Raw genomic sequence first — 14,029 nt, forward strand, 5'->3', positions numbered from 1 at the left:
GTGTTTAAAATTCTTGATCTTTATATTGGCAGAACCATTATTGCAACGACATCACTTGTGCTGGCGACGTTTGTAGGCTTATCCGCCATCATTAAATATGTGGAGCAATTACGCAAAGTAGGGCAGGGTAGCTATGATTTACTGCAAGCGTTATTGTACGTTGCATTGAGCATTCCGCGGGATATCGAAATGTTTTTCCCAATGGCTGCTTTATTGGGCGCATTGATTGGATTGGGGATGCTCGCATCCAGTTCAGAGTTAGTGGTGATGCAGGCGGCTGGTTATTCTAAGTTAGATATCGGTTTGTCGGTGCTTAAAACGGCCGTCCCCTTGATGATTATCGTCACCTTGCTTGGTCAATGGGGAGCACCTCAGGCCCAGAAGATGGCGCGAGATCTGCGTGCGTTTAGTACTTCAGGTGGTGCGCTTTTATCGGTGCGAACTGGCGTTTGGGCTCGTGATGCTAATGACTTTATCTTCATAGGAAAAGTGGAAGATGACAAGCTTTACGGCTTAAACATGTGGCGCTTTAATGACGATAAGAAGTTGAAAAGTGTGCTGTACTCCTCTGAGGTTGACTATTTGTCAGACAATACTTGGCGAATGAAAAATGTTCAATTGACGGATATGGCCGATGACATAGAAATCTCCAAAACCAGCTTACCTGAATATGAATGGACCACCTCTTTGGCTCCGGATAAGTTGGCGGTTGTCACCGTCAAACCAGAAGAGCTGTCACTGGGAGGGTTATATAATTATGTCTCCTACCTCAAAGCTTCTGAGCAGGACGCATCGCGCTATGAGTTGGCTTTATGGCGTAAAGTGACCCAGCCATTCTCGATTGCTGTGATGATGCTGATGGCCTTGTCGTTTATTTTTGGTCCTTTACGCAGTGTGACCATGGGAGCGCGGATCTTGTCCGGCGTTGTAGCAGGGTTTAGTTTCTATATTTCCAGTGAGTTTTTTGGCCCACTGAGTTTGGTCTACAGTATTCCGCCGGTTTTTGGTGCCATCATGCCAAGTTTGGTCTTTCTTTCAGTCGCTTTGGTTTTACTAAGAAGAAAGCTATGAGGTCCAAACGGCAGCGTTGAGCTGCCGTTTTTGTTGCCATTAAACCAATTTTTTCAGTCGGTAGAGGGTGTCGAGTGCCTGACGTGGTGTTAAGTCATCAGGGTTAACGGCTGACATTGCTTCTTCTAACTCGGTCTGTTCAGGAATGAGACTGAGTTGGTTGACGATGTTTTGTGATTGGCTGCCATGCTCGTTCCCTTGACCCAATTGCTCAAGCTGAGTCAGTTTAGCGCGTGCATTTTTTATCACCTTCTTAGGGACACCAGCGAGCCCTGCTACCGCTAAACCATAGGATTTACTTGCGGCGCCTTCTTGCACGGCATGCATAAAGGCGACAGTATCGCCGTGCTCGACGGCGTCAAGGTGAACATTAGCCAGCCGAGGGATCAGGTTCGGTAATTCAGTGAGCTCAAAGTAGTGGGTTGCAAAGAGTGTCATTGACCCTAGTTCTTTTGCCAGCCATTCGGCACTTGCCCATGCTAATGAGAGGCCATCATAAGTACTGGTGCCCCGACCTATTTCATCCATTAAAACCAGACTATTTTCGGTGGCATTATGAAGAATGTTGGCCGTTTCTGTCATTTCAACCATAAAGGTGGAGCGACCAGACGCTAGGTCATCAGATGCACCAATGCGAGTAAAGATGCGATCGATCGAGCCTATGTTAGCCGATTCAGCTGGGACATAAGCTCCGATATGAGCCATTAGGGCAATCAAAGCTGTTTGTCGCATATAGGTTGATTTTCCCCCCATGTTTGGGCCGGTAATGATCAGCATTTTGCGTTGGGAATTCAGTTTGATTGGATTGGCAATAAAAGGTTCATCCATTACCTTTTCTACCACAGGGTGGCGCCCTGCTTGGATATCGATACCGGGCTCTTGACTCAAATTAGGTCGACAGTAATCGAGGTGTTCAGCTCGTTCAGCCAAGTTTTGCAACACATCAATTTGAGAAAGCGCTGAAGCCAGATTTTGCAGTGGCTCCAAAGAAGGCAAGAGTAAATCAAATAACGCTTCCCACAACTGTTTTTCCAGAGCAAGCGCTTTGGATTTAGAGTTTAGTACTTTATCTTCGTGTTCTTTCAATTCGGGAATGATGTATCTTTCTGCGTTCTTAAGGGTCTGGCGACGAATATAATGAGCCGGTACCAACTGGCTTTGCCCTCGACTGACTTGAATGAAGAAACCGTGTACATTGTTGTAGCCGACTTTTAGGCTGTCAATCCCATGCTGCTCGCGTTCCTCTTGCTCTAGCTTTTCCAGATATTCGGTGGCACCGTCAGCCAGTTTACGCCACTCGTCTAGCTCTGCATCGTAGCCTGCTGCAATTACACCGCCATCGCGAATAACGACAGGAGGGTTTTCTTTAATGGCTCGTTCGAGCAGTTGGCAGATGTCATCCATTGGGGCTGATATCTTTGCCAACTTGGTGAGGTATGGATGTTTGAGAGCGGCCATCACTTGCGCCAATTCAGGCAGTTCTTGAAGCGCGAAACGCAGACGAGCCATATCTCTTGGTCGTGCGCTGCGCAGGGCCAATCTTGCCAAGATGCGCTCAATATCACCGACTTGTTTTAAAATAGGTTGAAGCTCTGTAAATAGCGATTGCGCTTTTAACTCTGTGATGGCGTCAAGTCGGTGATTCAAGGTGTCGATATCTCGTGTTGGTTGGTGTAACCAACGTTTCAACATCCGGCTTCCCATGGCGGTCGCCGTGTGATCCAGCACTTCTGCGAGTGTATTATCAGTACCGCCCGTTAGGTTGGATGTAATTTCCAGATTACGGCGGGTTGCCGCATCCAGAATAACAGAGTGATCTTGACGATCAAACGTCAGCGACCGAATGTGAGGTAAAGCGGTTCTTTGGGTATCTTTGACGTATTGAATTAAGCATCCAGCAGCACAGAGTCCATGAGTGGCATTATCAACGCCAAACCCCACCAAATCTCGAGTGCCGAATTGCTGATTCAATTGCTGTTTTGCGGTATCAATTTCAAACTCCCAAATAGGTCGGCGGCGATTACCGTTGCGGTTTGACATCAGATGTACAGGATCGAAATCTTCTGGAAATAGAAGTTCACGTGGTGCGGTACGCTGAAGTTCCGCGGCCATCGCTTCTTCCGTCTCGGGCTCCATGAGTTGAAAACGGCCAGAGGTGATATCCAAAGTGGCGTAACCAAAACGGCCACCACTATGGTAGATAGCGGCGATAAGGTTATCCACTCGCTCTGAAAGAAGGGCCTCATCGGTCACTGTTCCTGGTGTGACAATTCGTACGACTTTTCGTTCGACTGGACCTTTACTGGTCGCGGGGTCGCCAATTTGTTCACAAATAGCGACAGATTCACCTAACTGGACAAGCTTGGCCAAGTAACCCTCTATTGAGTGGAATGGTACGCCAGCCATCGGAATAGGCTCGCCAGCAGAGGCTCCGCGTTTAGTCAGAGATATCTCAAGCAACTGTGAAGCACGTTTAGCATCGTCGTAAAACAGCTCGTAGAAATCGCCCATTCTATACAGCAACAAAATATCTGGGTTTTCAGATTTTAACTTGAGGTACTGCTGCATCATGGGAGTGTGTTTTTGTTCAGCTTTCACGGTTTACTTCTTTGTTTGATTTTACTGTGGTTTAGGATACGTGAATCTTTTCCCAGCGAAAAGTGGTGGCGTCATTTTATCCTGTAACTTTGAGAAATAAGGATTCCGCCATTATTTCGCCTTCGCTAACGGATAAAAGGTGTGAAATGCATGATCTAAAAAGTTTTTTTTGAACTTGATCGAATATTAACAAACAGAGTTTCTATTCACTTTTTTGATTATATACTCTATGTCGATTTTATCGATTAATAATAACAATCCTATCAATTGCGTGTCGTAAAATGGGCACTTAGGAACTTAAGCAGATATATGACTTTACATGATTTTTTCTACGCATTAGCCAATTGGCCAACCAGTGTTTTCTTTTTTCCATTTGGTCTGTTTTTGTTGATCATGCTGATTGATTTGGTTTTTAACGTTGTGGACAGCGTAACCGCTGACATGGAACTCTTCGATCTAGATAATATTCCCGGTTCGGGTTTGTTACTGCCACCTGTTTTATCTAAGGTGCCGTTAATGGTTGCACTTTGCACAAGCTTTTTTGTGGCGACCGTGTTGTCATTTTACATGTCTCATCACACTCAAGAATGGCTGACTGGGTATTCTCTGGATATTGCCAACGTTTTGTCGATTCCTGTTATCGCTTACCTAGCGTTAATTATTGCAGCATGGATGTTAAAGCCTCTTAGTCCGCTATTTGATAAGGCCAAAGCCTTTGCATCCGTTGAATTTGTGGGTATGACGGCAAGAGTGCATAGCAGCAAAGTGACGGCGCTCATGGGAGAAGTTATGGTGATGCAAAATGGGAACGAATATTTACTCGATGCCGTGATTGAAAAAGAGCAAGATCTTGCTTATGGCGATGAGGTTGTCATCGTTTCAAGAGAAAAAGAGCTAAATCGATATGTCGTTATGAAAAATAATACAAATCTTTAAACGAAAAAATAATATAAATTTTAAATTAGGAGTTGGTTGATGATAATTTCCCCAAGTATGATTTTTATCGGTTCGGGAGTTGGTGTTGGGTTGCTTATCCTTATTTTTATTACCTCTAGATATAAAAAAGTGAGAGGTGAAGGAGATGCATTGATTGTTAATGGACTTGATCGCACAAGAGCGTCACTTACTGGTACTTTTGTTTGGCCTGTGCTCAATCGTCATGAGTATATGGATATTACACGTAAGAAGATCTCTGTTACGCGAAGTGGTCGTAAGGATCAGGAAGGCGAAGAATATGAAGGGCTTCATTGTCGCGATAATATCCGAGCTGACTTGAAAGTCGATTTTTACATTGGTGTGAATCATGAAGAAGAGGATATCGTTCGGGTTGCTAAGCTTTTTACTGCACATGATGCGTCTAACCTTGAGCGATTAAAGGATCATTTTCAGCCCAAGTTCTCAGAAGCGTTGAAAACCGCGGTTAAACAATTTGAATTTGAAGAACTCTTGACCAATCGTCGTGCTTTTCGTGATGCGGTGGTTCAGGTTATTGGCAGTGAAATGGATGGTTTCAAAATTTACGATGTGGTGATTGATAAAATTGATCAGACGGCCTTGGATGCTCACAACCCGAACAACATTCTAGATGTTGAAGGTATTCGAAAAATTTCGGCGATTACGGCGAATAAGAATACTGAGACCAATGCCATCCGTCAGGATGAACGCACCACAATGAAAAAGAAAAATGTTGAAGCAGAAGCAAATCGTCTTCAACTCGACAAGCAAGAGCATGAAAGTGTTGCACGTATACAGCGTGAAGTAGAGATCATTAAAGCTCAGGAACAAGCGTTGACTGCTGAAAAGAGAGAAGAATATGAGCGAGTCACCCAGTTAGCCAAACTGGAAACAGAAGAGGAAGTGTCTAAAAAGCGCGAGAGTGTTGAGATGGAAGTGGAGATGACCCGCATCGCCAACCAGCGTCAGGTTGCTATTCAGCAAGAAGAGCTAAATCGTTCTGTTGAAACGGAAAAAGTGAGGACTGCGACGGAAGTGGTCGAAAAAGAAATGCAAAAAGAGACCACCATCGAAGAATCGATGAAGTCTGTGGCTGAAACCCGTTCACAACGTGTCGAAATCGAGCGTAAAATTGCCCGAGAAGAAGAAGAAACAGAAAACCTGCGAGTGACCGAGAAAGTCAACCGTAAAAAGCGCGTTACCATGGTTGAAGCAGAAGCGTTAGCGGAATCGGCTCAGTTGGAACTTTTGGTTGGCGCTCGTGCTGAAAAAGATGCCGCAAAAGAAAGGGCAGAACGTTTACTGATTGAAAATGAAGCTGAACTTAAAGTCAAAACCCGTGAAGCTGAAAATGAATTTGCAGTGAAATCACGTGAAGCCGAAGCCGATCACGCTGTTTCGGTGAAACGTGCTGAAGCAGAGTTTATTGCTAAAGACAAAGAAGCTGCGGCGAAAGAGCGTATGGCTCATGCCGAGAAAGAGCATATTAGCGCGACAGGCTTGGCCGAGGTAGAAGTCGAGAGAGAGCGTGCTCAGGCAATTCGTGATACTGGTGCAGCCGAAGCGTTTGCTTTGCAAAGTGCTGGTGAAGCGGAAGCAGAAGCCATGCGAGCGAAAGGGTTAGCGGAAGCCGAAGCTCAGTCTGCTCGCTTTGAAGCCGCTCAGCAGTATGATGAACATACTCGTGAGCACGATAAATGGGTTATGCAGCTGCAACAGGAAAAAGATCTTGAGATGGCCCGCATTGATGCGCAGAAATCTGTGGTGAGTGCCAATGCTCAAGCTATAGCACAGGCTCTATCAGATGCAGATATCAAACTGTTCGGTGGAGAAGGTATCGAGCAGATTCGTAAAACCATTTTGGATGCATCTGCATTGGATAGTAAGTTTGAGGAATCGAAAGTACTTAATCCTTTGGTGTCTGACTATATGGAAGGTAACCGCAGTTTACCGCAAGATATTAAAGATATTCTCGAAAATACGGACTTAAAAAGCAGTGACTTGAGCAATGTTGCTTTAGCCAGTTTGTTAAGTTCTCAAGGTGGTGCGGGAGAACTGATGAAGAAAATTCAAAACTCGCTCAGCGCAGCCTCTGAAAACCAATCTTAACCGCAAAAACTTTCTCACAGAATCCCGCTTCTTTCCTAAGAAGCGGGGTTAGCAGGTATTATTATGTCCGATTCGACTCAAAAAGCTGTGAGTGAAGGTGGTGCTTACGAAGTCCTCAAAGCTCGTTTGTCGCAACAAGGCTTACAACTAAAAACGCTCACTCAATCTTTTAATCAGAAGCGCCAACAAGTTTTTGGTGGACAAGATCTTAAACTTGTCGGAAAAACCAATGTTCAGACCGATGCACGTTGCATCCCGATAGATATGGCTCAGGTAAACCAACAGTTGTTGTTTGGCTATCAGGTCAGTGTTGGGATGAAAGCGGTTCCTGCTCTTCAGGATGTGTTCGGGTTGTACCAACTGCATGAAAATGACGGTACATTTAGGCTTGAGCCTATTAGTTTAGAAGACAGTTTTCTTAAAGAACAAAGGTTTATGCATGAATTTGCAGAGCTGTTTACTTACTATCGGGATGCGCGGTTGTCGCAGATATCACGTAAGGAGAATATTCTTTATATTGCCTTCCAAATTGGAATGCGTGCCGAAGACCGCAAAGTATTTCGTTTCCAAATTAATGCTAACTCAATCGAGTACATCGACTCGGTTGGCCAAACCTCTTTGGTCAGTGCGGCCCAACATGATTTTGACTGGATAGCGACGACTAGAGATGATCATGTTTTGGGTAACCATCCCCATGTTTCGATCCAAGATAAACTGTTTGTAGAATGTATCGGTGGTGATCTTACCATTAAGATCGAGGACAACACAGAAGATGGCAAAGGCATTTATAGTGAAGCCGTTGAAGACCCCCATCAAAGTGTGTCTGATGCCCAGATAGATTATGCGTTTGTTGGTGAGCTTATTGTTCTCAAAGTCCGTCCAAATCGAGAGCGTCAAGATCGCTATTTCGTTTATAACCCTTTGACTCAAAAAGTGGTCCGTGCTGATGCACTTAGTATGAGCGCTAAAGCACTACCCGAAGATCATGGTTTACTTTATTCTCATGGTTTTGTACTGGCAAATGGGGAACATAAACAGTTCGATATGCCTTGGCACCATTTGCAGTTTTTTCAGAAAGTTGTGTCACCTAATGGCGAAGATATTCTGTATTTCTTCTTCAACATACTTGAAGGGTATTACGTCTCGTTCACCTACAACATGATTGAGAAACAGTTTGCTGCACCGATGGACAGTCACGGGTTTAGTTTATATCCGGATGGACGGATGCTGGTCTTTCAAGTTTCCGAGAATGCTGAAGCCTCAACTATCCATCCACTGCGGATTTGGGATACGCCTTTTTCTACTGCCGAACATTACGCACATCTCAACCCCCAAACCGATGGTAGTAGCCCGTTATTTAATCTCGGGAATGCCGAGTTAGTCCGTGCACTCTCTTCTGTGTTGTCAGTCAGTCAGCTTGCTCAAACAAAAGAAGTGACTCAAGCGGCTTTTGAAATGCTTTTAAAGCAATGTCAAAGCACCTTAGATCATTACCATTGGTTGAGCGATGGCTATGCATTGGGGCTGGGGGAGGCTATCGGTGATTTGATGGCGACCGCTGATAAGATTATTGATGAGTTCGCTAAAGTACAGCAGTTGCAAAGCTTTGCTTCTGAGAGCCTTAGCCAACAAAAAACAGTGATTGATGATCTGGTTGGTAAGATCAAGCTTGCCCCTAAGGATCAGGCTAACACCTTACTGGCGTTATTGGCGGAAGTGAAAGCTCAGGTTGGTGCAACGATGGCGTTGCGACAACAACATTACATTGACGCTGAGAGCGTTGATAACCTTCTAACGGTTCTGCAAGTGCAGCGCGAAGGGCTCAACCAGCAGTTGCTGACTTTGTTGCAGGATGAGAAGGCTTATCAGCCCTTTAAACATCAGATTGAAAAGATCGAGTCAACGCTTGAGAAAACCGATAAAAGGTCGCAGTTAGCAAAATTGCAGTCAGAGGTTGAGACGCTCAGAAGTGATCTTCAACTGGTGACGGAAGAAGTCACGGAAATAGAGACCGATGATCCAACGCAATCTACCCGTATTTTAGATTTAACGACAGAAATATCTTCTTTATTAAATAGTGTTGCTGCAAAACTAAGAAGCAAGAGTAAAGGGTTACAAAGTGAAGAGTCTCAAGCCGAGTTTAGTGCTCAGTTCAAACTCTTGGGCCAATCGGTCAGTAGTGCTATGGAGCAAGCAAATTCCCCTGATGAATGTGATGCTCAGTTAGCAAAATTGATTGCACAATTAGACAAGCTGGAATCTCGTTTTGCTGACTTTGACCAGTTTTTGGCAGAAATATATTCTAAGAGAGACGAAATCCAGTCAACGTTAGACAACCACAAACAACAGTTGGTTTCCGCACAGCAGCGACGTGTTCAGAATCTGCTTCAAGCGGCAGAAGTGACGTTGGCGAGTATTGAAAAGCGCTTATCCAAATTTGATGATGTCTCTGGGTTAAATAGTTACTTTGCCACTGACGCTATGGTACTTAAACTGCAGCAACTATCAGAGTCGATTCGTCAGTTAGGTGATAGTGTGAAGTCCGACAGTTTAGATGCGAAGCTAAAGTCACTTCAAGATCAGTCATTACGGGCATTGCGTGATAATCAGGATATCTTCGAGCAAGGAGGCAAAGTCCTTCGATTGGGCAGGCACCGTTTTAGCGTCAACCAACAGGCGTTAGATCTGAGTTTGGTCGAGCAGCAAGGAACCTTATGCACGCATATTTCGGGAACAGATTTTTATCAGCCGATTGATGACCCCGTATTTTTGCAATCGCAGAGCGCCGCTCGTTTGGATGTAGCCTCGGAAAGTGATGACGTATACCGAGCGGAGTATTTGGCGTATTTAATGCTACATTCTGCTGAACAGGAGGCGGCCGACTTTGATATGGACACACTATATGCCAGTGTGGCCGATCACACATTGACCGCCTTGGTCCAACGCTTCTCTGCCCCACGTTATAAAGAAGGTTATGTTAAAGGGATTCACGATATTGACGCGGTGAAAATCCTGACTCAGCTTTTACCCATTCACCAGAAAGCGGGCTTACTGCGCTTTAGTCAGTTAGCTCGGGCCCATGCTTTACTTTGGTTGTTGGCTCAGGATGAAGCCACTATAGATGACTTTCGACAAAGAGCGAGTAACGCCGACCTTCTTCGTCAGCATCTTAATGCCTTTGATGCATTTCAAGAGTTGCAGCAAGAACTCTCAACTCGACTCCCCGTCGAAACGGCTCAAGACAGTGCGAGCTATCTTATCCATATCCTGTCTCAACAGGAGTTGCACATTGACGTCAGTCAGGATGCACTTAATGTGTGTGACGACTATATTCAATTTCGACGCAGCTTGGGTTGGGTTCCCGCCTCACAGAATATACAAGAACAGTACAACGACCATGTTCAGTGGCTAAAGGCTTATGCCTTGAAGAAAAATTATGGACAGGCGTTTGTGATTGAAAGTGCGGTGATTGCGGTATGTAAAACACGATCAGAGCTGAGTCTGCGAAGCGTCGATTTTTCTTTGCAGTGCACCGTTAAGGAGTTGTTGGGTGAGCATGGGCGGTTGAACAAAGGCGAATTGGTTTTGGTTTTGGATGATTTTATCCAACGTACTGAATGGCACCGAAGTCAATTACTTCCTATGTATGAAGCGTATTTGAGCCAGCGAACCGCCTTGCTTACTGAAGCAAAAGACACGTTTAGACTGAATGAATTCAAACCACGGCCACTGACGTCATTTGTGCGTAATAAATTGATCAGTGAAAGTTACCTGCCATTGATTGGTGATAATTTCGCCAAGCAAATGGGGACGTTGGGGGACAACAAACGGACCGATTTGATGGGGATGTTACTGCTTATATCTCCGCCTGGTTACGGCAAAACAACCTTGATTGAATATGTTGCGCACAAGTTAGGTTTGGTGTTTATGAAAATCAATGGTCCTTCTATCGGTCATCAGACTACGTCCCTTGATCCCGCAGATGCCCCTGACCAAAATGCTGCTCGCGAGATTGAGAAAATCAATTTAGCCTTTGAAATGGGCAATAACGTCTTACTCTACTTGGATGATATTCAGCACACTCATCCTGAGCTGTTACAGAAATTTATTTCTTTGTGTGATGGGACCAGACGAATTGAGGGTACTTGGCAAGGGAAAACCAAAACTTACGATATGCGCGGTAAAAAGTTTGCCGTGGTTATGGCGGGTAATCCCTATACAGAAACCGGCGAAGCATTTCGTATCCCAGATATGCTGGCTAACCGGGCTGATATCTATAACTTGGGTGATATGCTATCCGACCAACAGCATGCATTTGAGCTGAGTTTCATTGAAAACTCATTGACCTCTAATCCCGTATTAGCGCCTTTGGCAACGCGAGATCTTAACGATCTTTATCGATTTGTTCGTCTGGCGGAGGGTGAGAGCATTGCCTTAAGTGAAATGAGTGATGCGTACTCTGCGACCGAAGCAAATGAAATCGTCACCACTATCCAAAAATTGTCAAAAGTACAACACACTGTCCTAAAGGTTAATCAGCAATACATCCAATCGGCTGCGACAGCAGATCAATATCGTGTTGAACCTGCATTTAAGCTGCAAGGCTCCTATCGAAATATGAATAAACTGGTGGAAAAAATATCTTCGGTGATGACTGATCAAGAACTTGATACCTTGCTTCAAGATCACTATCAGGGTGAAGCCCAAACTTTAGCGAATGGAACGGAAGAAAACTTGCTGAAACTGGCAGAGTTGAGAGGAAACATGACAGAAACTCAGGCTCAACGGTGGAAAGAGATTAAAGAAGGGTATCAACGCCAGCAATTAATGGGAGACTCGGAAGACAGAGCCGGTCAGGTGGTACAACAACTGGCGAGACTGAATCAGTACGTCGCTCGATTCGGTCAAGTTGAGACTAAGGAAGGCAGTATATGAACCGTCAACATTGGGCGAGTTGGCTTGAGGAGTCAATCAGGGATCATCGCTTAGACGACGATGAAAGGCGATACTTACAATCTGAATTAGCGGAAGCCGTGATGTCAGATGAGGACCGTTCATTCCTGCGCAATCAAAGTTTAAAATTAGCGAAGAACGCAATGACACATCACGCTGACCCAATCGCCATTTTACGTTGGGTCGAACGCATTATCAAAGTGCTGGATAATGTCAGAATTGCTCAAACTAGCGAGGTAGCAACAAGCTGGTTTTCGCCGGGAAGGAGTTGTGCGACGGGCATAATCGAACAGCTAAAGCTAGCAAGAGCCTCGATAGAGATATGCGTCTTTACCATTTCAGATGATCAATTGACCAAGCAGATTCTAATGGCCCATCAGAGAGGTATTCAGGTACGGGTTATTACGGATAATAATAAAATAAATGATAGAGGGAGTGATATTAATTATCTGGCAGAGTCTGGTGTGCCCGTTAAAATTGATACCACGCCTTATCACATGCATCATAAGTTTGCGATTTTTGATCAAACGAGGATGATAAACGGTAGCTTTAATTGGACGCGCAGTGCTTCTAAATATAATCAAGAAGACATTACTTTGACCGATGATGTCCGATTTCTTCAATCGTTCTCAATGCAGTTTGAGAAATTATGGCAGCAATTTCCCTGTCACAATCCGGTATTGAAATAAGGAACCGATAATGACGGACCTCATGACGAAACAGAAAGAAAGCTCAAGTATGGTAACAACACCCGAGATCGTAGCGATAGCAGATGGCTTTAACCCGTTTGATAGCGTTGCAACGATCACCTTCGGCCGTGAAGCCTTGGAAGACATTACCGCTTTTTCTGACTCAGTGCTTGAAAAGGTGCGAGTGAGAGACAGCGGTGAAGCGGGCGCAATTCTTCAGGCAATGGTGGCATCAATGGACAGCCGTCCATTTGAGCAGATGGGTAAACGTAATGTGTTGTCACGTTTACCCTTGATTGGAGAGTTATTTGATTCGTTTAAAACGTTCGCAGAGAGCTTTCATTCAGTGAAAACTCAGCTGGATTCGTTAGCGGAGCGGTTACAGGGTCAGGAAGTGAAATTGGCTCACGATATCAATCAACTCGATGCGTTGTACCGACACAACTTGGAATTACTCAAAGGGCTTGAGCAATATATCGCAGCGGGTCACTATAAATTGGCGCAAATGAATGAAGAGGTTTTACCAAGTTTATTGACCAAATCTGAGCAGAGCAATGATGCACTTGATGCGCAAGAGTATCGAGATGCAACACAGGCGGTCGCTAGACTTGAAAAGCGAGTTCATAATTTGGAGTTAACTCGACTCGCCGCGATTCAGACTGCGCCACAAATTCGGCTGTCTCAGGAAGGGAATAAGATGCTAATGGAAGATATTCAGGACATCGTACACAACACCTTCCCACTGTGGAAACGCCAATTCTTAATTGCGATTTCGAATTATGAGAAAGAGCAGGCTTTGCAGGTGACCCGAGCGGTAAAAGATTACACTAACCAACAATACGTAAAAAATGCTGAAAAGCTAAAGATCTTGGAAGAACAAATCGCTGAAAATTACCAAAGGGGTATTCTTGATATTGATTCGTTGCAAACGGTCAATCAACTGACAATCGAGACCCTGAGTAATACCTTGTCCCGTGTAAAGGAGGGTAGGGAGCAAAGAGAGAAAACCCAGCAGGTGCTTGAGCAGGCAGAATTGGAGCTCAAATCTGCTTTGCAGCAGTCGCTTCAAAGTTAATACTTATTGAGCAGTGGCCAAATGGCCACTGTTTTTGCACTGCGATAGAGCGTGTAAAGTAACGTAGGAAAAATGCACATGATATTGAATGAGCAGTTGGGGAACTTAATGCAATCCCAAGCATTAATGTTAACAACAGCAGAATCTTGCACTGGCGGCGGGGTTTCTACTGCAATCACGGAGGTCGCTGGAAGCTCTGCATGGTTTGATCGTGCATTTATCACCTACAGTAATGAAGCGAAAATGGACATGTTGGGCGTCAACCCAGAAACGTTGACTCGTCATGGTGCGGTCAGTGAGCAGACTGTTGAGGAAATGGTGAAGGGGGCCTTGGACAACTCTAAGGCTAACATCGGTATTTCAGTGAGTGGTATTGCTGGGCCGGGAGGAGGAACCGAAGAAAAACCGATCGGAACGGTTTTTTTAGCCTGGGCAGATGAAAAAGGGTGGTTGAAGACCTGTTGTTACCGCTTTAAAGGTAATCGAGCTCAAATACGTCAGCAAGCGGTCGAAGCCGCTCTGCAGGGCTTATATGCAGAACTGCTCTCCCGTTGCTAAGCAAACTAAAAATTTTGAACAA

Annotated in this window: 8 protein-coding genes; 7 read left to right on the forward strand and 1 reads right to left on the reverse strand. The window is 44.8% G+C overall.

Annotated features, from left to right (window positions below):
• Window positions 1-1,071, forward strand: a complete 1,071-nt coding sequence (gene lptG, locus HLM86_RS13580; protein ID WP_170883157.1) for an LPS export ABC transporter permease LptG — start codon at window positions 1-3, stop codon at window positions 1,069-1,071.
• 39 nt (window positions 1,072-1,110) lie between these two features.
• Here the strand turns inward: lptG and mutS are convergent, their stop codons facing one another.
• Complete coding sequence (mutS, locus tag HLM86_RS13585) at window positions 1,111-3,669, reverse strand: DNA mismatch repair protein MutS (RefSeq protein ID WP_170883159.1); 2,559 nt, start codon at window positions 3,667-3,669, stop codon at window positions 1,111-1,113.
• 309 nt (window positions 3,670-3,978) lie between these two features.
• Between mutS and HLM86_RS13590 the strand changes: the two genes are divergently transcribed.
• From HLM86_RS13590 to HLM86_RS13615, 6 genes are all read left to right on the forward strand, one after another.
• A complete protein-coding gene (locus tag HLM86_RS13590; RefSeq protein ID WP_170883161.1) occupies window positions 3,979-4,605 on the forward strand; it encodes a DUF1449 domain-containing protein in 627 nt (208 codons plus the stop codon).
• Between the two features lie 39 nt (window positions 4,606-4,644).
• On the forward strand, window positions 4,645-6,732 hold the full coding sequence (locus tag HLM86_RS13595) for a peptidase (RefSeq protein ID WP_076589506.1): 2,088 nt from the start codon (window positions 4,645-4,647) through the stop codon (window positions 6,730-6,732).
• Window positions 6,733-6,795: 63 nt separating this feature from the next.
• Window positions 6,796-11,667 carry a DNA repair ATPase gene (locus tag HLM86_RS13600; RefSeq protein ID WP_170883163.1) on the forward strand — a complete coding sequence of 1,624 codons (4,872 nt, stop codon included), beginning with the start codon at window positions 6,796-6,798 and terminating at the stop codon, window positions 11,665-11,667.
• Window positions 11,664-12,374 carry a phospholipase D-like domain-containing protein gene (locus HLM86_RS13605; RefSeq protein WP_076589508.1) on the forward strand — a complete coding sequence of 237 codons (711 nt, stop codon included), beginning with the start codon at window positions 11,664-11,666 and terminating at the stop codon, window positions 12,372-12,374. Before HLM86_RS13600 ends, HLM86_RS13605 begins: the two co-directional genes overlap by 4 nt.
• Window positions 12,375-12,384: 10 nt before the next feature.
• Window positions 12,385-13,449, forward strand: coding sequence for a toxic anion resistance protein (locus HLM86_RS13610; RefSeq protein WP_170883165.1), 1,065 nt, complete (start codon window positions 12,385-12,387; stop codon window positions 13,447-13,449).
• Between the two features lie 72 nt (window positions 13,450-13,521).
• On the forward strand, window positions 13,522-14,007 hold the full coding sequence (locus HLM86_RS13615; RefSeq protein WP_170883167.1) for a CinA family protein: 486 nt from the start codon (window positions 13,522-13,524) through the stop codon (window positions 14,005-14,007).
• Window positions 14,008-14,029: the final 22 nt, after the last annotated feature.

The sequence above is a fragment of the Vibrio ostreicida genome (genome assembly GCF_013074385.2).
Taxonomy (GTDB): Bacteria; Pseudomonadota; Gammaproteobacteria; order Enterobacterales; family Vibrionaceae; genus Vibrio; species Vibrio ostreicida.